A 23,708-nucleotide genomic window follows, 5' to 3' on the forward strand; every position below is an offset into this window, starting at 1 on the left:
TCGGCCATTTTAAGCAGCCGGGTGAGGAACACCAAACGCCACCGGCATACGGTCACAGACAAATGTTTCACATTGTGTTGTTTACAGTCTGTTGCCGAACCTGTAGCCCAACGGCAGTCTAAGCACTGTCACGATCCCAGGAAGCACTGCATTGAAACCACTGATTGCCCTGCTCGGCCTGCTGTCCCTGCCGGTGATGGCCGCCGAGCCCGACCTGTATGGCCGCTACGAATACATCGGCGTTGCCGATATCGGCCAGACCTTCAAGGCCAAGATGGACACCGGTGCGCTGACCGCCTCGCTGTCGGCCAGGAACATCGAGCAGTTCACCCGTGACGGCGAGGACTGGGTGCGTTTCCGCCTGGCCACCAAGGACGCCGACGACAAGGTCTACGAACACAAGCTCGCGCGCATGAGCAAGATCAAGAACCGCGCCGACGAAGAGGACGAGGAAGGCGCCGATATCGCCCACCGCCCGGTGATCGACCTGGAACTGTGCCTGGGCGACGTCAAGCGCACCGTCGAGGTCAACCTCACCGACCGCAGCAGCTTCAACTACCCGCTGCTGATTGGCGCCAAGGCCCTGCGCGAGTTCAACGCCGCGGTCAACCCGGCCCGTCGCTACACCGCCGGCAAACCCGGCTGCTGACGCAGCAGTTGCAAGCTGCACGCGATAAGCGGCAAGCAAAGGCAGATCGCTTTACACTTGCAGCTTCCCACTTGCCGCTTGCAACTGCCCATGCCCCACATCCTCATCGTTGAAGACGAAGCAGCGATCGCCGACACCCTGGTCTTCGCCCTGCAAGGCGACGGCCACAGCACCGAGTGGGTCAGCCTCGGCCAACGGGCTCTGGAACGCCTGCGCCAGCAGCCGGCGGACCTGGTGATCCTGGACATCGGCCTGCCGGATATCAGTGGCTTCGAGACCTGCCGGCAACTGCGATGCTTCAGCGAGGTGCCGGTGATGTTCCTCAGTGCCCGCGACAGCGAGATCGACCGGGTGGTGGGCCTGGAAATCGGCGCCGACGACTATGTGGTCAAGCCCTTCAGCCCGCGTGAAGTCAGCGCCCGGGTGCGCGCCATCCTCAAGCGCATGGCGCCAGCGCCTGCCCTCGCCCCGGCACCGGCCAGCACGCCGTTCAGCCTCGACACCCTGCGCATGCAGATCCACTACCGCGAGCAGTTGCTCAACCTGACCCGCCATGAATTCCGCCTGCTGCAATGCCTGTTGGCGCAACCGGAGCGGGTGTTCAGCCGCGAGCAGTTGCTCGATGCCGTGGGGGTGTCCGCCGACGCCGGCTACGAGCGCACCATCGACAGCCATATCAAGAGCCTGCGCGCCAAGCTGCGCGGGGTCGCCGCCGATGCCGAGCCAATCCAGACCCACCGCGGCCTGGGCTACAGCTACAACCCGGCGCACGCCTGATGCGCCTGGGTACCCGCATCTTCCTGGTGTACTTCCTGTTCGTCGGGCTGACCGCCTGGTTCGTCCTCAACACCGTGCGTGAACAGGTACGCCCGGCGGTGCGCCAGTCCACCGAGGAAACCCTGGTGGACACCGCCAACCTGCTCGCCGAGATCCTGCGTGACCAGGTCAAGGCCGGGACACTCGGCCAGAGCGAGTTGCCGCACGTGCTCAAGGCCTACGGCCAACGCCGGCCCAACGCGGATATCTGGGGCCTGGCCAAGACCGAGGTCAATCACCGCATCTACGTTACCGACGCCAAGGGCATCGTTCTGCTCGACTCTGCCGGCGAGGCTGTAGGCCAGGACTATTCGCGCTGGAACGACGTCTACCTGACCCTGCGCGGCCAGTACGGTGCGCGCTCGACCCGCAGCGATCCCGACGATCCCGACTCGTCGGTGATGCACGTGGCGGCGCCGATCCGCGATGGTGAAACCCTGATCGGCGTGGTCACCGTGGCCAAGCCCAACCTGTCGCTCAAGCCCTACGTCGATCGCTCGGAGAAACGCCTGATCACCCTCGGCATCGGCCTGATCGTCCTCGGCCTGCTGGTCGGCGCGGCGCTGTCCTGGTGGCTGGCGCGCTCGCTGCGGCGCCTGACCCGTTATGCCCAGGCGGTCAGCGAGGGCGAGCGGGTCGCCCTGCCGCACTATCGCGGCGGCGAGCTGGCGATGCTGGCCGCCGCCGTGGAACGCATGCGCACCCAGCTGGAAGGCAAGGACTACGTCGAACGCTACGTGCACACCCTGACCCATGAGTTGAAAAGCCCGCTGGCCGCGATCCGTGGCGCCAGCGAGCTGCTGCAGGGGCCGATGAGCGAAGAGCAGCGGCAGCGCTTCGCCAGCAATATCGAAAGCGAAAGCGCGCGCATGCAGCAACTGATCGAGCGCCTGCTGGACCTGGCCCAGGTCGAGCAGCGCCAGGGCCTGGAAGATCAACAGCAGGTGGCCGTGGCGGCGCTGGTCGATGAACTGCTGATGGCGCGCGGCGCGCGCATCGAAAGCGCCGGCTTGCAGGTCCGGCAACGCATCCCGGCCGTGGCCCGGCTGTACTGCGAGCCCTTCCTGATGCGCCAGGCCATCGGCAACCTGCTGGAAAACGCCCTCGATTTCACCCCGCCCGGTGGTTTGCTGGTGTTCGAGCTGGAGCAGGATGCGCAGCGCGTGGCCCTGAGCCTGTTCAACCAGGGCGAGGCCATCCCCGACTACGCCCTGGGCCGGCTCAGCGAACGGTTCTATTCGCTGCCGCGCCCGGGCACGGGCCGCAAGAGCACCGGCCTGGGCCTGAATTTCGTCGAGGAAGTGCTGCACTTGCATGGCGGCTCGCTGGAGATCGCCAATGTCGAGGATGGGGTGCGCGTGCGGCTATGGCTGCCGGCCAGTCGCCTGGGCTGAATCTCTCCACACAAGCTCCACACAAGCTCCCGAAAGCCTCCACATAGCGCCGCCAGACTGGGCTCCTTCTCAAGCGGAGCCCTTTGCATGAACAAGTCACTAAGCCTGAAACTCGGCACCATCGCCTTGCTGGTGGTGGTGCTGCTGATCCCGCTGGTCATGATCGGCGGCCTTATCGATGAACGCCAGGCCCTGCGCGACAGCGTGGTCGAGGATATCGCGCAAAGCGCCAGCCGCGCCCAGCAGATCAGCGGGCCGCTGCTGGTGGTGCCGTACAGCAAGTACGAGCGGGTATGGAAGATCCAGGATGGCAAGAGTTTCCAGACCGCCGAGGTGACCAGGAGCTACCTGGTGTTTCTCCCCGAGCGTTTCGTCCTCGACGGCAGCGCCAGCACCGAACTGCGCTCGCGGGGCATCTACCAAGCGCGGCTGTTCCATGCGCAGAGCCGGATCAGCGGGCAGTTCAAGGTTCCGGCCAACTGGGGCATCACCAGCGACCTGGACGACTACCGCTTCGACAAGCCCTTCATCGCCGTGGGCATCAGCGATATCCGCGGCATCCAGAACGGCCTGCAACTGCAGCTCGACGGCCGCACCCTGGACTTCGCCGCCGGCAGCCGGCTGGACTGGCTGGGCGGCGGCGTGCACGCGGTGATCGACAACCTCGACAGCAAGGCAGAGATGCGCCTGGACTATGCCTTCGACCTCGACCTGCAAGGCACCGGGCAACTGCATGTGCTGCCGGTGGGCCGCAGCAGCAGCGTGACGCTCGCCGCCAACTGGCCGCATCCAAGCTTCATCGGCAACTACCTGCCCACCAGCCGCGAGATCGACGCGACGGGCTTCAAGGCGACATGGCAGACCTCGTTTTTCTCCACCAACCTCGAAGAAACCTTGGGCCGCTGCACTACCCAGCAGAACTGCGAGGGCTTCGCAAGCCGGGCGTTTGGCGTGAGCTTCGTCGACCCGGTGGACCAATACCTGAAGAGCGAGCGGGCGATCAAATACGCGCTGCTGTTCATCGCCCTGACCTTTGCCGGCTTCTTCCTCTTCGAGGTGCTGCGCAACCTCAGCGTGCACCCGATCCAGTACGCGCTGGTGGGCGCGGCCCTGGCGCTGTTCTACCTGTTGCTGCTGTCGTTGTCGGAGCACATCGGGTTTGGCCTGGCGTATCTGTTGTCGGCGGGCGGCTGTGTGCTGTTGATCGGTTTCTATCTGTGCCACGTGTTGCACAGCCGTGTGCGCGGGTTCGGTTTCGCTGGCGGGCTGGCGGTGTTGTATGCGCTGCTCTACGGGCTGTTGAGCGCCGAGGATTACGCGCTGCTGATGGGGGCCTTGCTGCTGTTCGCGCTGCTTGGGGTATTCATGGTGCTGACGCGGCGGCTGGACTGGTACCGGGCCGGGCAGGTGCAAGGATGAGCGGGCTCAGGGAGGACCGGGAGTTTGGGGAAGAGTTGGTGAAGGGGATCAGGGTCTTGTGGAACGCACAGGTGCTGCTGGCCCATCACCTTGTGGGAGCTGGCGTTGCCAGCGATAAGGCCCGGACAGGCAGCAGGGTTGAACCTGCTGCCGCCATCGCCGGCAACGCCGGCTCCCACAGGGTCCGGGGCGGCCCCGACATTGAGGATCAGGCCGGGACAGTCGCCTTCATCGAAGCCCGCTGACTGACCTCGGCATACCAGGCCGCCAGCTTCGGCTGCTGCTCGCGCCAGCCGAAGTCCGGCATGCGCAGGTCGATATAGCCCAGGGCGCAGGCCACGCCAATCGAAGCCACATCGAACGCCGAGGCGATCTCGGCGTAGTGGTTTTCTTCCAGATCCGCCAGCCCCCGGCGGATCTTGTCCGTCTGCGCCTCGACCCATTGGTCCCAACGCTTCTCCTCCGGACGCAGGAAGGTCTCGTAGCGGGTCAGCACCGCCGCATCCATCAGCGCGTCCGCCTGCGAGGCCAGGGTCAGGCGCCGCCAGCGCGCCGAGCCCTCGCGGGGAATCAGCGGATTGCCGACATGCTGCTGGTCGAGGAAGTCGATGATGACCCGGCTGTCATGCAGGACGCTGCCGTCCTCCAGGCGCAGGGCCGGGATCTTGCCCGACGGATTGCCCTGGTTCAGATCGGCGTCCGGGCTGACCGGGGTGATGTTGACCGATTGCACCGTGACCCGGTCCACCTGGCCGGTTTCATGCAGCACCACCATCACCTTGCGCACGAACGGCGACAGCGGCGAATGGAACAGCGTCATGCTCGACATCGTCGCTCCTCAGTTGTTTTGCAGGCTGGGCGGCAGGCAGACCCCGGTGCCACCGATGCCGCAGTAGCCATCGGGATTCTTCGCCAGGTACTGCTGGTGATAGGCCTCGGCGAAGTACACGGTCGGCGCCTGGTCGATCTCGGTGGTGATCTCGCCGAAGCCGGCCTTGTGCAGTTCCGCCTGGTACTGGTCGCGGCTGGCCTTGGCTTGTTCCAGTTGCTCCGGCGAGGTGCAGTAGATCACCGAGCGGTACTGGGTGCCGATGTCGTTGCCCTGGCGCATGCCCTGGGTCGGGTTGTGCAGCTCCCAGAACATCGCCAGCAGCTCGCGGTAGCTGACCTTGTCCTTGTCGAACACCACCAGCACCACTTCGGTGTGGCCGGTCAGGCCGGAGCAGACTTCTTCGTAGGTCGGATTCGGGGTGAAACCGCCTGCATAGCCGACCACGGTGCTGATCACCCCTTCACGCTGCCAGAAGCGTCGCTCCGCGCCCCAGAAGCATCCCAGGCCGAAGATGGCGAAGTCCACCGCGCCTTCGAAGAACGGGCCGAGCAGCGGCGTGTCCTTGAACACGAAGTGTTTTTCCGGCAGTGCCATCGGGGTTTCGCGGCCAGGCAGGGCCTGTTCAGCGGTTGGCAGGACGTTTTTATTCACGAGGATTTCCGAACGCAAGACCATGAACCCATTCCTCTCGTCAGGTAGGCGGGCAGCGCCAAGGCGCGGCCCTTATCGGGATAGACCGGTAGTGTGCCCGAGTGTTTCGCCGCTGTCAGGCGCTCGGGCCACGGGGATAGCGGCGCAGCTTGTCGACCAGTTCGTCGCCGGGGATCGGCCGGTCGAACAGGTAGCCCTGGCCGACATCGCAGCGGTGCCTGCGCAGGAACGCCAGTTGCTCCGCCGTCTCGATGCCCTCGGCGACCACCTTGAGCTTGAGGTTGTGGGCCATGGCCACCACCGCCGAGGTGATCTCCATGTCGTCCTGGCTGTCGGGGATGTCGTTGATGAAGCTGCGGTCGATCTTGATGATGTCGATGGGGAATTTCTTCAGGTAGCTCAACGACGAATAGCCGGTGCCGAAGTCGTCCATGGCCAGGGTCAGGCCGAGCTGCTTGAGCTGGTCCAGTTGGCGCCGGGTATCCTCGGTCGCCTCCAGCAGCAGGCCCTCGGTCAGTTCCAGCTCCAGCAGGTGCGGCGGCAGCGCTTCTTCCTGGAGGATATTGGCGATGGACGCGACCAGGTCCGGATCGGAGAACTGCTTGGGCGACAGGTTGATCGCCACCTGCAGGTTGCCCATGCCTTCGGCCGCCAGCTCCTGGCTCATGCGACAGGCCTGGCGCGCCACCCACTTGCCGATGGGGATGATCAGGCCGGTTTCCTCGGCCACGCTGATAAACTGGTCCGGCCGGATCATGCCCTTCTCCGGGTGGTTCCAGCGCAGCAGGGCTTCCAGGCCGAGCAAGCGCCCGGTTCGCAGGCACAGCTTGGGTTGGTAGAACACCTGCAACTCGTTCTGCGCCAGGGCGCGGCGCAGGTTGTTCTCGACGAACAGCTTATAGCTCGCCTCGGCATTCATTGCCTCGGTGAACACCTGGACCTGATGCTTGCCGCTGGCCTTGGCCTTGTGCAGGGCGAGGCCGGCGTTTTTCATCAGGGTCTGCGGGTCGCTGCCATGCAGCGGCGCGCAGGCAAGGCCCACGGAGCCGGTAACGTTGATCAGCTGGTTATCGACGAACATCGGCTTGTCGAGGGTATTGAGCAGTTGCTGGGCAATCTGCTGGCCGCTCTCCAGGTCGGTGTTGTTCAGCAGCACGGCGAACTCGTTACTGGCGAAGCGCGCCAGGCTGCCGCCCGGGTTGAGGCTGTTGCGCAAGCGTCGGGCCAGGCTGACCAGCAGCTTGTCGCCGGTCTGGTGGCCGAGGCTGTCGTTGATCCGCTTGAAGTTGTCGATATCCACCAGCAGCAGGCAGATCGGCGTATCGCTGTCGCGGGCGAAGCGCTCGTCGAGGTTGCGGATGAACGCCGGACGGTTGCCCAGGCCGGTCAGGTTGTCGGTGTAGGCCAGGCGCTCGATGCGCTGCTGGGCCAGCTTGCTCTGGGTGATGTCCTCGTAGATGCCGATGTAGTGGGTCAGTTCGCGATTATCGCCATACACCTTGGAAATCGACAGTTGCCCCCAGTACGGTTCGAGGTTCTTGCGGCGGCTCTTGAATTCGCCCTGCCAGCTGTTGCCCATCGCCAGGCTGGACTCGTCGGACAGCAGTTCGCTGAGATTCTCCAGCGCCGACAGCTCGGACAGCCGGTGCCCCTGGACCTCTTCCGAGCTGTATTGGGTGATCGCGGTGAAGCTCGGGTTGACGTACTCCACCACACCGTCGCGATTGACCAGCAGGAAGGCGTTGGCGCTCTGCTCCACCGCACGCTGGAACAGGTGCAGGGCGCTGGTCGCGGCACGGCGGTTGTGGTTGTTGATGACCTGGGCGAACTGGTCGGCCAGTTCGCCGGCAAAGGCGATCTCGTCGCTTTGCCAGGCCCGCGGGCTGCCGCCGTGCTCCAGGCAGAGCACGCCGACCACCTGGCCGTCGATACGGATGCTGGCGTCGAGCATGGCGATCACATCGCGCGGGCGCAGGCTCTCGGTGATATCCCGGGTGCGCGGGTCATGGCTGGCGTTGTGCGCGTCGATGGCGCGGCTGGTGTGCAGGGCTTCCAGGTAGTCCGGAAACAGGCCGGCGTCGATTGGCTCGGGCGTGCGGTACTCGCGGGTCTCGCGGTAGAACGCGGAGATCGGCTCCAGGCGCTGGCCTTCCAGGTACCACAGGCTGGCGCATTCGATGTTGTAGATCTCGCAGGCGCTGCGGGTGATCAGCTCGGCGGCTTCCTGCAGGGAGTTGCCGGCGCTGTAGCGATGCCGCGCCAGGTGCAGGATCAGTTCCTGCTGGGCACGCACCCGCTCCAGGTGCTCGAGTTGTTCCTGCTGTGCCTGCTGGTTGAGCTTGAGGGCGATCTGCAGGCGATTGTTGCGGGTTTCCAGAACATCGGCGCTCAGCTCCGGGCTGATGCCATCCTGCTCGTCGAGCACCAGCAGGTAGCCGCGCAGCAACTGGCGATTGTGCTGCTTGTAGGCTTCGCCCAGCTCCAGCAGCGACAGCGGACCACTGCTGGTGTGCAGGGTATAGCGGCTAACGTAATGGCTGCTGTTGGCCAGTTGCGCCTGGATGCTGTCATGCAGTTTGTAGCGGGCCTCGGGCTCCATCAGGCTGGCGTAGGGCGAGCCGACCAGGGCGCAGAGTTCAACCGCCGGCAGACCGAATTGACGTTCGCAACCCGGATCGAGATAGAGCATTGCCCAGCTCGCTTCGTTCAGCCGCTCGAAGCGCAACATGCCGAGCCGCGAAGGCACCGGCAACTGCGTCACTACCTCGGCCGCCGGACGGCTGGCGGCATCGGTTTGGCTCTTCATGGAAAGCTCGCTCGAATAAGACTGATGGCACGGGCGTTGGCACTTTGCTATGCACGTTCGGGCAAGGTTGCATCATGCGCCGGAGGCTGACAAGCACCAAGCTTGGCGCGTGTTTGATCTATGTCGGCCTCGCGGGGGATTTCTTCAATCAAGAAGCCGTAATACGGACCCTGTGGGAGCGGGTTTACCCGCGATTACGATGGTGAATCCACTACTGCAATCGCGGGTGAACCCGCTCCCACAGGGTGCGCGTACAGGCTTTCCAGCAGGCAAAAAAAGCCCCGCCAAACGACGGGGTTGAGGTACGAGCGTGGCAGCTCGAAAGGGTTGCAGGCCTGCGTCCCCCGGCAGGGAGACACAGGCCGGACAGCAGTTACAGCAGCAAGGTGCGGATGTCGCCCAGCACGTCGCCCAGACGCTTGGTGAAGCGGGCGGCGGCGGCGCCGTTGATCACGCGGTGATCGTAGGACAGCGACAGCGGCAGCATCAGCTTCGGCTGGAAGGCCTTGCCGTCCCAGACCGGCTGGATGGTGGCCTTGGAAACACCGAGGATCGCCACTTCCGGCGCGTTGACGATCGGCGTGAAGCCGGTGCCGCCAATGTGGCCGAGGCTGGAGATGGTGAAGCAGGCACCTTGCATCTCGTCGGCCGAGAGCTTCTTGGTCCGGGCTTTTTCAGCCAGGGCCGCGGCTTCGGCAGCGAGTTGCAGCAGGCTCTTCTGGTCGACGTTCTTGATTACCGGTACCAGCAGGCCATCCGGGGTGTCCACGGCAAAGCCGATGTGCACGTACTTCTTGCGGATGATGGCCTTGCCGCTCGGGGCCAGCGAACTGTTGAAGTCCGGCAGTTCCTTGAGCAGGTGGGCACAGGCTTTCAGCAGCAGCGGCAGCACGGTCAGCTTGACGCCGGCTTTCTCGGCGACGGCTTTCTGCGCTACGCGGAAGGCTTCCAGCTCGGTGATGTCGGCCGAATCGAACTGGGTCACGTGTGGCACGTTCAGCCAGCTGCGGTGCAGGTTGGCAGCACCGACCTGCATCAGGCGGGTCAGGGCCACTTCTTCCACTTCACCGAACTTGCTGAAGTCGACGGCCGGGATCGGCGGAATGCCGGCGCCGCCGGTAGCGCCGCCAGCGGCAGGCGCTTCCTTGGCCTTCTGCATCATCGCCTTGACGTACACCTGCACGTCTTCCTTCAGCACACGACCATGCGGACCGGTCGGCGATACGGCGCTCAGTTCGACGCCGAATTCGCGAGCCAGTTGGCGCACGGCAGGGCCGGCATGGACTTTCGCACCGCTCGGCGCCGGCGCAGCGGCCGGAGCGGCAGCGGCTGGGGCCGGAGCTGCGGCAGCAGGTGCCGGGGCAGCAGCAGGCGCGGCAGCCGGAGCCGGTGCAGCAGCGGCAGGCGCTGGAGCAGCAGCAGGCGCGCTGCCGGCGACCTTCAGTTTCAGGATCAGGTCACCGGTGCCGACTTCGTCGTCCAGCTTGGCGATCACGGCTTCGACCACGCCAGCGGCTGGCGACGGGATCTCCATCGAAGCCTTGTCGGACTCCAGGGTGATCAGCGACTGGTCGGCTTCGACGGTGTCGCCGACCTTGACCAGCACTTCGATGATCTTGGCCTTGCCCGACGAGCCGATGTCCGGCACGTGGATGTCCTGGACGGCAGCAGCAGCCGGAGCGGCTGGCGCCGCGGCCGGTGCAGGTGCAGCCTCGGCCGGTGCAGCAGCAGGCGCGGCAGCGGCAGGTGCGGCGGCCGGAGCCTCGGGGGCCGCGGCAGCGGCACCCTCGACTTCCAGTTCCAGCAGTTCGTCGCCTTCCTTCAGGCGGTCGCCCAGCTTCACTTTCAGCGCCTTGATCACGCCGGCCTTGGGTGCCGGGATCTCCATGGAGGCCTTGTCGGACTCCAGGGTCAGCAGGCTCTGGTCCGCTTCGATACGGTCACCGACCTTGACGAACAGCTCGATGATTTCACCTTCACCGCTGCCGATGTCAGGTACGCGAATGAGTTCGCTCACTTAAAAATACTCCTCAGCAGTCCAGTGGGTTGCGCTTGTCCGGGTCGATGCCGAACTTGACGATGGCGTCGGCCACCACCTTCGGTTCGATCTCGCCGCGGTCAGCCAGGGCTTCCAGGGCAGCCAGCACGACGAAGTGACGGTCGACTTCGAAGAAGTGACGCAGCTTCTTGCGGCTGTCGCTGCGACCGAAGCCATCGGTACCCAGGACCTTGAACTCTTTGCTCGGCACCCACTGGCGAATCTGCTCGGCGAACAGCTTCATGTAGTCGGTGGAGGCGATGACCGGGCCCTTGCGGCCAGCCAGGCACTCTTCGACGTAGGTGACCTGAGGCTTCTGGCCCGGCTTCAGGCGGTTGCTGCGCTCCACGGCCAGGCCGTCGCGACGCAGTTCGTTGAAGCTGGTGACGGACCAGACGTCGGCGCCGACGTTGTACTCGTCGCGCAGGATCTTCGCCGCTTCGCGGACTTCGCGCAGGATGGTGCCCGAGCCCAGCAGCTGGACGTGGTGCGCCGCGTCGCGGGTGTCTTCTTCGAGCAGGTACATGCCCTTGATGATGCCTTCCTCGACGCCGGCCGGCATGGCTGGCTGGGTGTAGGCTTCGTTCATCACGGTGATGTAGTAGAAGACGTCCTGTTGCTCTTCGGTCATCTTCTTCATGCCGTCCTGGATGATCACCGCCAGCTCGTAGCCGTAGGTCGGATCATAGGTGCGGCAGTTCGGGATGGTGCCGGCAAGCATGTGGCTGTGACCGTCTTCGTGCTGCAGGCCTTCACCGTTCAGGGTGGTACGGCCGGCGGTACCGCCGATCAGGAAGCCGCGGGTACGGCTGTCGCCGGCCGCCCAGGCCAGGTCGCCGATACGCTGGAAGCCGAACATCGAGTAGAAGATGTAGAACGGCAGCATCGGCTGGTTGTGGTTCGAGTACGAGGTACCGGCCGCGATGAACGACGACATGGCGCCGGCTTCGTTGATGCCTTCCTCGAGGATCTGGCCCTTCTTGTCCTCGCGGTAGAACATCACCTGGTCCTTGTCGACCGGCTCGTAGAGCTGGCCCACGGACGAGTAGATGCCCAGTTGGCGGAACATGCCTTCCATACCGAAGGTACGGGCTTCGTCCGGGATGATCGGGACGATGCGCTGGCCGATTTCCTTGTCCTTGACCAGTTGCGCGAGGATCCGCACGAAGGCCATGGTGGTGGAGATTTCACGGTCGCCCGAACCGTCCAGGATCGCCTTCAGGGTTTCCAGCGGAGGCGTCGGGATGCTGAACGACTTGCTGCGGCGCTGCGGTACGAAACCGCCCAGTGCGGCGCGACGCTCGGCCAGGTAGCGAGCTTCGGCGCTGCCTTCTTCAGGCTTGAAGAACGGCAGGTTTTCCAGCTCTTCGTCCTTGACCGGGATGTCGAAGCGGTCGCGGAAGTGACGCAGGCTCTCGACATCGACCTTCTTGGTGTTGTGCGCGGTGTTCTTGGCTTCGCCAGCACCGGTACCGTAGCCCTTGATGGTCTTGGCCAGGATGACGGTCGGCTGCTCTTTGTGGTTGACCGCCTGGTGGTAGGCCGCATAGACCTTGTACGGGTCGTGGCCGCCACGGTTGAGCTTCCAGATCTCGTCGTCGGACAGGTCGGCGACCATGGCCTTGAGTTCCGGGGTATTGAAGAAGTGCTCACGGACGAACGCGCCGTCCTTGGCCTTGTAGTTCTGGTACTCGCCGTCGATGACTTCGTCCATGCGGCGCTGCAGGATACCGTCGGTGTCCTTGGCCAACAGCGGATCCCAGAAGCGGCCCCAGACCACCTTGTTGACGTTCCAGCCACCGCCACGGAACACGCCTTCGAGTTCCTGGATGATCTTGCCGTTGCCGCGAACCGGGCCGTCGAGGCGCTGCAGGTTGCAGTTGATGACGAAGATCAGGTTGTCCAGCTTCTCGCGGCCGGCCAGGGCGATCGCGCCCAGGGATTCCGGCTCGTCGCACTCGCCATCGCCCATGAAGCACCAGACTTTCTGCTTGCCGGCAGGGATGTAGCCGCGGGCTTCCAGGTACTTCATGAAGCGCGCCTGGTAGATCGCCTGGATCGGGCCCAGACCCATGGAAACGGTCGGGAACTGCCAGAAGTCAGGCATCAGCCATGGGTGCGGGTAGGACGACAGGCCGTTGCCATCGACTTCCTGGCGGAAGTTGTTCATCTGCTCTTCGCTGATGCGGCCTTCCATGAAGGCACGGGCGTACACGCCTGGAGAAGCGTGGCCCTGGAAGAAGATCAGGTCGCCGCCATGCTCCTCGGTAGGAGCCTGGAAGAAGTAGTTGAAGCCGATGTCGTACAGCGTGGCGCTGGAGGCGAACGAGGAGATGTGACCACCCAGGTCCGAGTCCTTCAGGTTGGTGCGCATGACCATCGCCAGGGCGTTCCAGCGAACCAGCGAGCGAATGCGGCGTTCCATGAACAGGTCGCCAGGCATGCGTGCTTCGTGGGTTACCGGAATGGTGTTGCGATACGGCGTGGTGATTGCGTATGGCAGCTGCGAGCCACTACGGGTGGCCAGCTCGCCCATACGGGTCATCAGGTAGTGAGCGCGGTCTTCGCCTTCTTTGTCGAGGACCGACTCCAGGGCGTCCAGCCATTCCTGGGTTTCGACGGGATCGAGGTCTTGCATGGCTTGCTCCAGGGCGGAAAGGCTTCCAGAATCGGTTGCCTGAAGTTTGCGACTGGCCTTTTGGGCAGACGACATGAATTCTTGGATTACCGAGGGTGGTCTCGGCGGCGTGTAGTTTTACTACAAATCGATCCGCCTTTACACGCCTTCGACTGAAAAAAGCAGTAGTAAAACTACATCAAACCCATCCGAGCCTTGCTAACGGCTTGTGGGAAAAAACGATACCGGTGATTCGAAACCGGTCGACAAAAGGCTCGTCGCGATGGTTTCTGCCAAGAAAAACGCAAATGCCGCTATTTTCAACTTTTGTATGACAGTCCTGCCCGGGCCGTGCCCTGGCGCTGTAGCCACCACCTGCTTTTTCCCGCCGATCAAGGATAGACCATGAGCCTGCCTTCGCTGGTCGCACTGCCAGATACCCTCCAACACCTGACCGGCAGCAATGAGCAGTCGCTGCGCAGCGCCGTGGCCGTCGTCGACGGCCTGAGCCTCGACGCTTGGACCGCCGAGCGCTGGGCCGCGTTCGCCCGGGTCGCCGCCGCCAGCGAATTCGTTCTCGAACAGAGCCTGCGCGACCCGGCCATGCTCCTGTCGCTGGCCGAAAGCGGTGAGCTGGAGCGGCGTTTCGCGCCGGGCGAGCTGTGCGCGCAACTGGCCGCCGCCGCCCAGGCCGCGACCACCGAGGACGAACTGGCGCGCAACCTGCGCCGCCAGCGCACCCGGCACCAGGTACGGATCATCTGGCGCGACCTGACCCGCCAGGCCGACCTGGTGGAAACCTGCCGCGACCTCTCGGACATGGCCGACGCCGCCATCGACCAGGCCTATCAATGGCTCTACCCGCGCCACTGCCAGCAATTCGGCACGCCGATCGGCAACCGCAGCGGCCAGCCGCAACAGATGGTGGTGCTGGGCATGGGCAAGCTCGGCGCAGTGGAGTTGAACCTGTCGTCGGACATCGACCTGATCTTCGCCTTCCCCGAAGGCGGCGAGACCGAAGGCGTGAAGCGCTCGCTGGATAACCAGGAGTTCTTCAACCGTCTCGGCCAGCGCCTGATCAAGGCCCTCGACCCGATCACCGTCGACGGCTTCGTCTTCCGCGTCGACATGCGCCTGCGCCCCTATGGCTCGGCCGGCGCCCTGACCCTGAGCTTCAATGCCCTGGAACAGTACTACCAGGACCAGGGCCGCGACTGGGAACGCTACGCCATGATCAAGGCCCGGGTCGTCGCCGGCGACCAGGTGGCCGGCAGCCAGTTGCTGGAAATGCTGCGGCCCTTCGTTTACCGCCGCTACCTGGACTTCTCGGCGATCGAAGCGCTGCGCACCATGAAGCAGCTGATCCAGCAGGAGGTCCGGCGCAAGGGCATGTCCGGGAACATCAAGCTCGGTGCCGGGGGCATCCGCGAAGTGGAGTTCATCGCCCAGGCCTTCCAGCTGATCCACGGTGGCCGCGACCTGAGCCTGCAACAGCGCCCGTTGCTCAAGGTGCTGGCAACCCTCGAAGGCCAGGGCTACCTGCCCGCGCCGGTGGTCGAGGAACTGCGCGAGGGCTATATGTTCCTGCGCTACACCGAGCATGCGATCCAGGCCATTGCCGACCGCCAGACCCAGATGCTCCCCGACGGCGACCTCGACCGCGCGCGCATCGCCTTCATGCTCGGTTTCCCCGACTGGGACGCGTTCCATGACCGGCTGATGCATTGGCGCGCCCGTATCGACTGGCACTTCCGCCAGGTCATCGCCGACCCGGATGAGGACGAAGGCGAAGGCGAGGTAGTGGTCGGTGGCGAGTGGCTGCCGCTCTGGGAAGAAGCCCAGGACGAGGAAGCCGCCTGCCGCCAGCTGGAAGACGCCGGCTTCCGCGATGCACCGCGGGCCATCAAGCTGCTTGCCGGCCTGCGCTCCAGCCCGCAATTGCGCGCGATGCAGCGCCTCGGCCGGGAACGTCTCGATGCCTTTATCCCGCGCCTGCTGGCCCAGGCCGTGGAGCACGACGACCCCGACCTGGTGCTGGAGCGTGTCCTGCCCCTGGTCGAAGCCGTGGCCCGGCGTTCGGCCTACCTTGTGCTGCTCACCGAAAACCCCGGCGCCCTGCGCCGCCTGCTGACCCTGTGCGCCGCCAGCCCGTGGATCGCCGAACAGATCGCCCGCTTCCCGCTGCTGCTCGACGAACTCCTCAACGAAAGCCGCCTGTTCAGCCCGCCCCTGGCCCCTGAACTGGCTGCCGAGCTGCGCGAACGCCTGACCCGCATTCCCGAGGACGACCTCGAACAGCAGATGGAAGCCCTGCGCCACTTCAAGCTGGCCCACAGCCTGCGGGTCGCCGCGTCGGAAATCGCCGGCAGCCTGCCGCTGATGAAGGTCAGCGACTACCTGACCTGGCTTGCCGAGGCCATCCTCGACCAGGTGCTGGCCCTGGCCTGGCGCCAGACCGTCGCCCGCCATGGCCGGCCCCAGCGCAGCGACGGCAGCCCGTGCGATCCGGGCTTCATCATCGTCGGCTACGGCAAGGTCGGCGGCATCGAGCTGGGCCATGGCTCGGACCTCGACCTGGTGTTCATCCACGACGGCGATCCGCAGGCCGAGACCGACGGCGCCAAGCCCATCGACAGCGCCCAGTTCTTTACCCGCCTGGGCCAGCGCATCATTCACCTGCTGACCACCCAGACCGCCTCCGGCCAGCTCTACGACGTGGACATGCGCCTGCGACCCTCCGGCGCCTCCGGGCTGCTGGTCAGTTCGGTCGGCGCCTTCGAGCGCTACCAGCAGAACGAAGCCTGGACCTGGGAACACCAGGCCCTGGTCCGCGCCCGGGTGCTGGTGGGTTGCCCGCAGGTCGGCGCGGCCTTCGAGGGCGTGCGGGCCCGTGTCCTGGGCAAGGAGCGCGACCTGGCCGGCCTGCGCAGCGAGGTCAGCGAGATGCGCGCCAAGATGCGCGATAACCTCGGAACCAAATCCACCGCCGCCGGAACCGCCGCCAACGCCTACGACAGCGGCGTTCCCTTCGATATCAAGCAGGATGCCGGTGGTATCGTCGATATTGAATTTATGGTGCAATACGCCGCGCTCGCCTGGTCCCACAGCCATCCGGCGCTGCTGCGCTACACCGACAATATCCGCATCCTCGAAGGCCTCGAGGACGCCGGGCTGGTCCCGGCCAGCGATGCGGTGCTGCTGCGCGAGGTGTACAAGGCGTTCCGCTCCGCCGCTCACCGCCAGGCCTTGCAGAAACAGGCCGGGGTGATCGATGCCGGGCAGTTCGTCAACGAGCGCCAGCAGGTACGGCGGATCTGGAGCGAACTGGGGCTGAGCTGAAACGTGATCGGGACCCGGCGGCAGGAAGCCCGCCTACACTGAGCGTCGTGGACGGTTGTCACCGAGCCTGAATATATAAAGAAGGGAGGCCAGTGCTGTTGCAAGACAGGCTGCAGCCTCCCTGATCGTTTCTGGATAAAGCATGAGAATTTTGATCATAGGGCCCAGTTGGGTGGGCGACATGGTAATGGCGCAGACGCTGTTCCAGGTCCTGAAGCAGCGTCACGCCGATTGCGTGATCGACGTGCTGGCGCCCGAATGGAGCCGGCCGATCCTCGAACGCATGCCGCAGGTTCGCCAGGCCTTGAGCTTCCCGCTCGGCCATGGCGTGCTCGACCTCGCCACCCGTCGGCGCATCGGCAAGTCGCTGGTCGGCCAGTACGACCAAGCGATCCTCCTGCCCAACTCGCTGAAGTCGGCACTGGTGCCGTTCTTCGCGAAAATCCCCAAGCGCACCGGCTGGCGTGGCGAATTCCGCTACGGCCTGCTCAACGACGTGCGTCGCCTGGATAAAGAGCGCTACCCGCTGATGATCGAGCGCTTCATGGCCCTCGCGTACCCGGCCGGCAGCGATCTGCCGCAGCCATATCCGCGCCCGGCCCTGCAGATCGAAGCCGCCAGCCGCGACGCCGCCCTGGCCAAGTTCGGCCTGGAGCTGGATCGCCCGGTGCTGGCCCTGTGCCCCGGCGCCGAGTTCGGCGAAGCGAAGAAATGGCCTGCCGAGCACTATGCCAAGGTCGCCGAGGCGAAAATCCGCGAAGGCTGGCAGGTCTGGCTGTTCGGTTCGAAGAACGACCACCCGGTCGGCGAGCAGATCCGCGAGCGCCTGATTCCGGGGTTCCGCGAAGAATCCGTGAACCTCGCCGGCGAAACCTCCCTGGCCGAGGCCATCGACCTGCTGTCCTGCGCCGACGCGGTGGTGTCCAACGACTCCGGCCTGATGCACGTCGCTGCTGCGCTGAACCGCCCGCTGGTGGCGGTGTACGGCTCCACCTCGCCGGGCTTCACCCCGCCCCTGGCCGACCAGGTGGAAGTGGTGCGCCTGGGCATCGAGTGCAGCCCGTGCTTCGACCGCACCTGCCGCTATGGCCATTACAACTGCCTGCGCCTGCTCGAACCGGGTGCGGTCAACGGCGCCCTGCAACGACTCGACGGCCCGGCGCTGGTCGATATCACCGAGGTCGATTAAGTGCGGGTTCTGCTGATCAAGACCTCATCCCTGGGCGATGTGATCCACGCCCTGCCGGCATTGACCGATGCGGCCCACGCCATCCCGGGCATCCGCTTCGACTGGGTGGTGGAAGAAGGCTTCGCCGAGATCCCGACCTGGCATCCGGCAGTGGACCAGGTGATCCCGGTGGCCATCCGCCGCTGGCGCAAGAACCTCTGGCAGACCTTCAAGAATGGCGAGTGGCGCCAGTTCAAGAAGCGCATCCGCGAGCAAAAGTACGACCTGGTGATCGACGCCCAGGGCCTGGTCAAGAGCGCCTGGCTGACCCGCTACGTGAAGAAGACGCCAATTGCCGGCCTCGACCGGTACTCGGCGCGCGAGGGTTTCTCCAGCCGCTTCTACGACCGCCGTCTGTCGGTTGCCAAGGGCCAGCACGCGGTGGAGCGCATCCGCCAGCTGTTCGCCCTGGCCCTGGGTTACGACATTCCCGAGGGCATCGGTAACTACGGCCTGGACCGCAGCCGCCTTGAAGAGGTCGGTGTCGCCCCTTATGTAGTGTTTCTCCACGGCACCACCTGGGACACCAAGCACTGGCCCGAGCTGTACTGGCGTCAGCTGGCCGAACGCCTGGGCCGGGCCGGCCTGCACGTGTGCCTGCCCTGGGGCAACCCGGTGGAAAAAGCCCGCGCCGAGCGCATCGCCCAGGGCCTGAAGAATGCCCGGGTGCTGCCCAAGCTGAACCTGGCCGGGGTGGCCCGGGTACTGGCGTCGGCCAAGGCCTGCGTCGCGGTGGATACCGGGCTGGGCCACCTGGCGGCAGCGCTGGACGTGCCGACCGTTTCCCTGTTCGGCCCGACCAACCCGGGCCTGACCGGAGCCTATGGCAAGTCCCAGGTGCATGTCGCCAGCGACTTCCCCTGCGCGCCCTGCCTGCGCAAGAAATGCAACTACAAGCCGAGCGTCGAGGACCTGCGCCGGTTCGATCTCAAACGTGAGTGGCCACTGTGCTTCACTCGCCTGAATCCCGAACGGGTAGCGCGCCAGCTGGGCGAGCTGCTGCGGGCCGAGGATGTTCGTTGATGCAACTGGCTTTCGTGCTCTACAAGTATTTCCCCTTCGGCGGCCTGCAGCGCGACTTCATGCGCATCGCCCTGGAGTGCCAGCGCCGCGGGCACCGGATTCGCGTCTACACCCTGATCTGGGAAGGCGACGTACCACCCGGCTTCGAGGTGCTGGTGGCGCCGGTCAAGGCGCTGTTCAACCACCGCCGCAATGAAAAGCTCAGCGCCTGGATGGCGGCGGACCTGGCCAAACGCCCGGTGGACCGCCTGATCGGTTTCAACAAGATGCCCGGCCTGGACGTCTACTACGCCGCCGACGGCTGCTTCGAAGACAAGGCCCAGACCCTGCGCGGCGGCCTGTACCGCCGCTGGGGCCGCTACCGGCACTTCGCCGAGTACGAGCGTGCGGTGTTCGATCGCGAGGCGAAAACCGAAATCCTGATGATTTCCGAAGTCCAGCAGCCGCTGTTCATCAAGCATTACGGCACCCAGGAGGAACGTTTCCACCTGCTGCCGCCGGGCATCTCCCAAGACCGCCGCGCCCCGGCCAATGCCGCCGAGATCCGCGCCGGGTTCCGTCGTGAATTCAACCTGGGCGAGGACGACCTGCTGCTGGTGCAGATCGGTTCCGGCTTCAAGACCAAGGGCACCGACCGCAGCCTCAAGGCCCTGGCCGCCCTGCCCCCGGCCCTGCGCAAGCGCACGCGGCTGATGGTCATCGGCCAGGACGATCCCAAGGTCTTCCAGTTGCAGGCCACCACCCTCGGCCTCGGCGACCAGGTGCAGTTCCTCAAGGGACGCAGCGATATACCGCGTTTCCTGCTCGGCGCCGACCTGCTGATCCACCCGGCCTACAACGAAAACACCGGCACCGTGCTGCTCGAGGCGCTGGTCGCCGGGCTGCCGGTGCTGGTCACTGCGGTCTGCGGCTACGCCCATTACATCGCCGAGGCCGACAGCGGCCTGGTGCTGGACGAACCTTTCGAGCAGGAGCAGCTGAACAGCTACCTGCAGCGCATGCTCGAAGATCCCGCCGCCCGCGCCAGCTGGGGCCAGAACGGCCTGGCCTTCGCCGAAACCGCCGATCTGTACAGCATGCCGGAGCATGCCGCCGACGTGATCCTCGGTCAGGAGCGCTCATGAAACTGATACTCAAGGAGCCGTTCAAGCGGCTCTGGACCGGACGCGACCCCTTCGAGGCGGTCGAGGCCCTGCAGGGCGAGGTCTACCGCGAGCTGGAAGGCCGCCGCACGCTGCGCACCGAGGTCGCTGGCGAGGGCTTCTTCGTCAAGATCCACCGTGGCATCGGCTGGGGCGAGATCTTCAAGAACCTGTTCAGCGCCAAGCTGCCGGTGCTCGGTGCCGGCCAGGAATGGACCGCCATCCAGCGCCTGCATGAAGCCGGCGTGCCGACCATGACCGCCGTGGCCTTCGGCGAGCGCGGCAGCAACCCGGCGACCCAGCATTCGTTCATCGTCACCGAGGAGCTGGCACCGACCATCAGCCTGGAAGATTTCAGCATCGACTGGGTCAGGCAGCCGCCCGAGCCGAGCCTCAAACGCGCGCTGATCGCCGAGGTGGCGAAGATGACCGGCGGCATGCACCGCGCCGGGGTCAACCATCGCGACTGCTACATCTGCCACTTCCTCCTGCACACCGACCGCCCGGTGACGGCGGATGACTTCCGCCTGTCGGTCATCGACCTGCACCGCGCCCAGACCCGGGACAGGATCACCCGGCGCTGGCGCGACAAGGACCTGGCCGCCCTGTATTTCTCGGCGCTGGACATCGGCCTTACCCGGCGCGACAAGCTGCGCTTCCTGCGCGGTTACTTCCGACAGCCGCTGCGCCAGGTCCTGGCCGAACAGGCGAGCCTGCTGCGCTGGCTGGACGGCAAGGCGCAAAAGCTCTATGAGCGCAAGCAACGGTATGGGGACGCGCTCTGATGGCGGGTTGGACACTGGAGCCGAAGTACGCGGCCCTGGCAGAGGATTTCGGCAGCATCGACGCGGTCTTCGCCCTCAAGGGCGAGCATCTGACCCGCGATCCGCTGAGCGAAGTGATCCGCGTCGAGCGTGACGGGGTCAACTACTACGTCAAACGCTACACCGGCGCCGGCAAGCATCTGCGCCGCTACCTGGGCAGGCCGCGGATCAAGGCCGAATGGCAGAACCTCAAGCAGTTCGCCAAATGGCAGATCCCCACCGCCGAAGTGGTTGCCTGCGGCCTGGAGCGCAACGGCCTGAGCTTTGGCCGCGGCGCCATGATCACCCGCGAGCTGCCGCGCACCGAAGACCTCTCGGCCTTGGCCGAGCGCAACGATGCGCGCCTGCGCGACCGCCAGTGGGTCGATCACCTGAGCCGCCAACTGGCCCGGCATACCCGGGTGATGCATGACCACCACTTCACCCACAACGACCTGAAGTGGCGCAACCTCCTAGTGGACGACGCCGGCACGCTATTCTTCATCGATTGCCCCACCGGCGACTTCTGGTGGGGCTTCATGCTGCGCTACCGCATCACCAAGGACCTGGCGTGCCTGGACAAAGTGGCCAAGTACCATCTTTCCGCCACCCAGCGCCTGCGCTTCTACCTGCAATACCGCCAGCGCGAGCGCCTGAACGCGTCGGACAAGAAGCGCATCCGCCACATCGTGAAGTTTTTCGAGGGACGTGAATGAGTGATTTTGTCGCCAGTGCCGACGTGGCGCTGCTCGAACGCCATGGCTTGAACGGCTTCGAGCAGCTCTGGGCGCTGCAACTGGACGCGGTGGACGAGCCCAACACCGGACGCGGTGGCTGGAGCAGCGTGTTCCGCCTGGAGCTGGAGGGCAAGGGGTTCTACCTCAAGCGCCAAAGCGACTACCTGACCCACACCCTGCACGCCCCCTTCGGCGAGCCGACCTTCGCCCGCGAATTCCGCAATATCAGCCGTTACCAGAAGCTGCACATTCCGGCCCTGCAGGCGGTGTACTACGGCGAGCGCAAGGTCGAGGGCCAGCGTCGTGCGATCCTGATGACCCGCGCCCTCGATGAATGGACCGACCTCGACCTGCTGCTCGGCCAGTGGCAGGAACTGGACGATGGCCAGCGCCACGGCATCCTCCGCGCCTGCGGCCAGCTGGCGCGGACCCTGCACGCTGCGGGGCAGGTGCATGGCTGCTTCTATCCCAAGCACATCTTCCTGCGCGAACGCGGCGACGGCTGGAACGCGCAGCTGATCGACCTGGAAAAGACCCGCCCGCTGCTGTTCGGCCAGCGCGACCGGCTCAAGGACCTGGAACCGCTGCTGCGCCGCGCCCCGGTGTGGAGCGAGGCGCAGATCCGCCTGCTGCTCGCCGCGTACCTCGACCAGCCGGCGGACAGCTCGCTGGTGCAGGCCTGGCTGCAACGCTTGCTGCGCCGCCGCCGTCACAAGGAGACCCGCTGATGCGCCTGTCTGAACTCAAGGATGCCGGCCGTACCCCGCAACTGCCCCTGGGCATCGCCCTGGCCGATGCTGCCGGCAGCGCCGAACTGCAACTGCTCAGCCTGCTGCGGGTGCTGCCGGGCCAGCGTTACGTCGGCGCGGGTGTCTGGCGCGGCAAGCCGGTGCTGGCCAAGCTGCTGGTCGGCAGCAATGCCGCCCGCCACTTCCAGCGCGAACTGGCCGGGGTGCGCCTGCTGGCGGACAACGGCGTGACCACCCCGCTGCTGCTCGCCGACGGCCTGGAAGAAGGCCAGGGCGGCTGGCTGTTGTTCGAATTCCTCGAAGGCTCGCGCAGCCTGGGCGATGCCTGGGCCGAGGTCGAAGGGCAGCCGCCGCTGAGCGACGCGCAGAGCCTGGTGCTCGGCGAAGCCCTGGCTGCCGTGGCGCAGTTGCATGCCAAGGGCCTGTGGCAGGACGACCTGCACCTGGACAACCTGCTGCGCCACAACGGCCAGCTGTTCATCATCGACGGTGGCGGCATCAAGACCGAGACGCCGGGGCAGCCGCTGTCGCGCCAGCAGGTATTGCAGAACCTCGGCGTACTTTTCGCCCAGTTGCCCAAGCGCCTGGAGCCCTTCATCGAAGAGCTGCTGGTGCACTACCTGCTGGCCAACAGCGAGCACGCCCTGCCGCTGGAAGCATTGCAGAAACAGATCGACAAGGTGCGTCACTGGCGCATGAAGGACTACCTGGAAAAAGCCGGGCGCGACTGCACGCTGTTCGCGGTGGAGCGCGGGGCTTCCGGCCTGCAAGCCATCCTGCGCACGGAAGTGGCGGCGATGCTGCCGGTACTGGAGCAGGCCGACGCCTTGATCGACCAGGGCCACCTGTACAAGACCGGTGGCGCCGCCAGCGTGGCACGGGTCGAGTTCCAGGGCCGGCCGCTGGTGATCAAGCGCTACAACATCAAGGATGCAGCCCACTGGTTCAAGCGCTTCTGGCGCCCGAGCCGGGCCTGGCATTCATGGATCGAAGGGCATCGCCTGGCGTTCCTCGGCTTCGCCACGCCAAAGCCGCTGGCGGTACTGGAAACCCGTACGCTGGGGCTGCGGGGCAAGGCGTACCTGGTGACGGAATGGCTCGAAGGGCCGGACCTGATGACTGCTTTCGCGCCCTATGTGGAAAGCGGCGAGGTGCCGGAGGAACAGCTGGCAGCGTTGCAGAACCTGCTCGCCCGGTTGATCCACGAGCGCATCAGCCATGGCGACCTCAAGGCCTACAACCTGTTCTGGCAGGACGGGCAATGGGCGCTGATCGACCTGGACGCCATGAGCCAGCACGCGACGCAGATGAGCTTCGCCCCGGCCTTCGCCAAGGATCGGGCGCGGTTGCTGCGCAACTGGCCGGCGCAGAGTGCGCTGTACAAGCGGCTGGACGAGTGCCTGCCAACACTGACGGCCTGAAGGCCACCTCGGCCCCCTGTGGGAGCGGGTTCACCCGCGATTGC

Annotated in this window: 17 protein-coding genes; 12 read left to right on the forward strand and 5 right to left on the reverse strand. The window is 65.4% G+C overall.

Annotated elements, in window-relative coordinates:
• The first annotated feature begins 151 nt into the window (after positions 1–151).
• The 4 genes from rloA2 (at position 152) to creD (ending at position 4,278) form a co-directional block, all read left to right on the forward strand.
• Positions 152–649, forward strand: coding sequence for a retropepsin-like aspartic peptidase RloA2 (gene rloA2 / locus ACKLLE_RS17665; RefSeq protein WP_420058643.1), 498 nt, complete (start codon positions 152–154; stop codon positions 647–649).
• Between the two features lie 90 nt (positions 650–739).
• The gene (creB, locus tag ACKLLE_RS17670; protein WP_420058644.1) at positions 740–1,426 is read left to right on the forward strand and encodes a two-component system response regulator CreB; all 687 of its coding nucleotides are present in this window, start codon (positions 740–742) and stop codon (positions 1,424–1,426) included.
• Positions 1,426–2,859, forward strand: coding sequence for a two-component system sensor histidine kinase CreC (creC, locus tag ACKLLE_RS17675; protein ID WP_420058645.1), 1,434 nt, complete (start codon positions 1,426–1,428; stop codon positions 2,857–2,859). The genes creB and creC overlap by 1 nt, the downstream gene beginning before the upstream one ends.
• Before the next feature lie 87 nt (positions 2,860–2,946).
• Complete coding sequence (gene creD, locus ACKLLE_RS17680) at positions 2,947–4,278, forward strand: cell envelope integrity protein CreD (protein WP_420058646.1); 1,332 nt, start codon at positions 2,947–2,949, stop codon at positions 4,276–4,278.
• A 208-nt stretch (positions 4,279–4,486) separates the two neighbouring features.
• On the opposite strand, the gene ACKLLE_RS17685 is transcribed toward creD, so the two are convergent.
• The 5 genes from ACKLLE_RS17685 to aceE all read right to left on the reverse strand — a co-directional run bounded on the left by ACKLLE_RS17685 (position 4,487) and on the right by aceE (position 13,243).
• On the reverse strand, positions 4,487–5,107 hold the full coding sequence (locus tag ACKLLE_RS17685; protein ID WP_420058647.1) for a glutathione S-transferase: 621 nt from the start codon (positions 5,105–5,107) through the stop codon (positions 4,487–4,489).
• Between the two features lie 9 nt (positions 5,108–5,116).
• Positions 5,117–5,785: a peptide-methionine (S)-S-oxide reductase MsrA gene (msrA, locus tag ACKLLE_RS17690; protein WP_009404147.1), complete on the reverse strand. Its 669-nt coding sequence runs from the start codon at positions 5,783–5,785 to the stop codon at positions 5,117–5,119.
• A 91-nt stretch (positions 5,786–5,876) separates the two neighbouring features.
• Positions 5,877–8,567, reverse strand: a complete 2,691-nt coding sequence (locus tag ACKLLE_RS17695) for a putative bifunctional diguanylate cyclase/phosphodiesterase (RefSeq protein WP_064303683.1) — start codon at positions 8,565–8,567, stop codon at positions 5,877–5,879.
• 373 nt (positions 8,568–8,940) lie between these two features.
• Positions 8,941–10,584, reverse strand: coding sequence for a dihydrolipoyllysine-residue acetyltransferase (aceF, locus tag ACKLLE_RS17700; RefSeq protein ID WP_279899416.1), 1,644 nt, complete (start codon positions 10,582–10,584; stop codon positions 8,941–8,943).
• A 13-nt stretch (positions 10,585–10,597) separates the two neighbouring features.
• Complete coding sequence (gene aceE / locus ACKLLE_RS17705; RefSeq protein ID WP_009404141.1) at positions 10,598–13,243, reverse strand: pyruvate dehydrogenase (acetyl-transferring), homodimeric type; 2,646 nt, start codon at positions 13,241–13,243, stop codon at positions 10,598–10,600.
• 384 nt (positions 13,244–13,627) lie between these two features.
• Between aceE and glnE the strand changes: the two genes are divergently transcribed.
• From glnE to ACKLLE_RS17745, 8 genes are all read left to right on the forward strand, one after another.
• Entirely contained in the window at positions 13,628–16,561 is a 2,934-nt protein-coding gene (gene glnE, locus ACKLLE_RS17710; protein WP_420058648.1) for a bifunctional [glutamate--ammonia ligase]-adenylyl-L-tyrosine phosphorylase/[glutamate--ammonia-ligase] adenylyltransferase, read from the forward strand.
• Positions 16,562–16,703: 142 nt separating this feature from the next.
• Complete coding sequence (gene waaF / locus ACKLLE_RS17715; protein WP_420058649.1) at positions 16,704–17,750, forward strand: lipopolysaccharide heptosyltransferase II; 1,047 nt, start codon at positions 16,704–16,706, stop codon at positions 17,748–17,750.
• The gene (gene waaC, locus ACKLLE_RS17720) at positions 17,751–18,812 is read left to right on the forward strand and encodes a lipopolysaccharide heptosyltransferase I (RefSeq protein WP_420058650.1); all 1,062 of its coding nucleotides are present in this window, start codon (positions 17,751–17,753) and stop codon (positions 18,810–18,812) included.
• Positions 18,812–19,936 carry a glycosyltransferase family 4 protein gene (locus tag ACKLLE_RS17725; protein WP_420058651.1) on the forward strand — a complete coding sequence of 375 codons (1,125 nt, stop codon included), beginning with the start codon at positions 18,812–18,814 and terminating at the stop codon, positions 19,934–19,936. Before waaC ends, ACKLLE_RS17725 begins: the two co-directional genes overlap by 1 nt.
• Complete coding sequence (gene rfaP, locus ACKLLE_RS17730; RefSeq protein ID WP_420058652.1) at positions 19,933–20,739, forward strand: lipopolysaccharide core heptose(I) kinase RfaP; 807 nt, start codon at positions 19,933–19,935, stop codon at positions 20,737–20,739. The genes ACKLLE_RS17725 and rfaP overlap by 4 nt, the downstream gene beginning before the upstream one ends.
• Complete coding sequence (locus ACKLLE_RS17735) at positions 20,739–21,473, forward strand: lipopolysaccharide kinase InaA family protein (protein ID WP_064303690.1); 735 nt, start codon at positions 20,739–20,741, stop codon at positions 21,471–21,473. The genes rfaP and ACKLLE_RS17735 overlap by 1 nt, the downstream gene beginning before the upstream one ends.
• Entirely contained in the window at positions 21,470–22,222 is a 753-nt protein-coding gene (locus tag ACKLLE_RS17740; protein WP_420058653.1) for a lipopolysaccharide kinase InaA family protein, read from the forward strand. The genes ACKLLE_RS17735 and ACKLLE_RS17740 overlap by 4 nt, the downstream gene beginning before the upstream one ends.
• Positions 22,222–23,664, forward strand: a complete 1,443-nt coding sequence (locus ACKLLE_RS17745; protein ID WP_420058654.1) for a lipopolysaccharide kinase InaA family protein — start codon at positions 22,222–22,224, stop codon at positions 23,662–23,664. The genes ACKLLE_RS17740 and ACKLLE_RS17745 overlap by 1 nt, the downstream gene beginning before the upstream one ends.
• Positions 23,665–23,708: the final 44 nt, after the last annotated feature.

The sequence above is a fragment of the Pseudomonas bharatica genome, assembly GCF_048586865.1.
In the GTDB taxonomy this organism is placed as follows: domain Bacteria; phylum Pseudomonadota; class Gammaproteobacteria; order Pseudomonadales; family Pseudomonadaceae; genus Aquipseudomonas; species Aquipseudomonas bharatica.

What these genes read in the sequence shown, in the direction of transcription:
- creB (WP_420058644.1), top strand. Translation starts at nt 740, where the DNA reads ATGCCCCACATCCTCATCGTTGAAGACGAAGCAGCGATCGCCGACACC.
- creC (WP_420058645.1), top strand. Translation starts at nt 1,426, where the DNA reads ATGCGCCTGGGTACCCGCATCTTCCTGGTGTACTTCCTGTTCGTCGGG.
- creD (WP_420058646.1), top strand. Translation starts at nt 2,947, where the DNA reads ATGAACAAGTCACTAAGCCTGAAACTCGGCACCATCGCCTTGCTGGTG.
- ACKLLE_RS17685 (WP_420058647.1), bottom strand. Translation starts at nt 5,107, where the DNA reads ATGTCGAGCATGACGCTGTTCCATTCGCCGCTGTCGCCGTTCGTGCGC.
- msrA (WP_009404147.1), bottom strand. Translation starts at nt 5,785, where the DNA reads ATGGTCTTGCGTTCGGAAATCCTCGTGAATAAAAACGTCCTGCCAACC.
- ACKLLE_RS17695 (WP_064303683.1), bottom strand. Translation starts at nt 8,567, where the DNA reads ATGAAGAGCCAAACCGATGCCGCCAGCCGTCCGGCGGCCGAGGTAGTG.
- aceE (WP_009404141.1), bottom strand. Translation starts at nt 13,243, where the DNA reads ATGCAAGACCTCGATCCCGTCGAAACCCAGGAATGGCTGGACGCCCTG.
- glnE (WP_420058648.1), top strand. Translation starts at nt 13,628, where the DNA reads ATGAGCCTGCCTTCGCTGGTCGCACTGCCAGATACCCTCCAACACCTG.
- waaF (WP_420058649.1), top strand. Translation starts at nt 16,704, where the DNA reads ATGAGAATTTTGATCATAGGGCCCAGTTGGGTGGGCGACATGGTAATG.
- ACKLLE_RS17725 (WP_420058651.1), top strand. Translation starts at nt 18,812, where the DNA reads ATGCAACTGGCTTTCGTGCTCTACAAGTATTTCCCCTTCGGCGGCCTG.
- rfaP (WP_420058652.1), top strand. Translation starts at nt 19,933, where the DNA reads ATGAAACTGATACTCAAGGAGCCGTTCAAGCGGCTCTGGACCGGACGC.
- ACKLLE_RS17735 (WP_064303690.1), top strand. Translation starts at nt 20,739, where the DNA reads ATGGCGGGTTGGACACTGGAGCCGAAGTACGCGGCCCTGGCAGAGGAT.
- ACKLLE_RS17740 (WP_420058653.1), top strand. Translation starts at nt 21,470, where the DNA reads ATGAGTGATTTTGTCGCCAGTGCCGACGTGGCGCTGCTCGAACGCCAT.
- ACKLLE_RS17745 (WP_420058654.1), top strand. Translation starts at nt 22,222, where the DNA reads ATGCGCCTGTCTGAACTCAAGGATGCCGGCCGTACCCCGCAACTGCCC.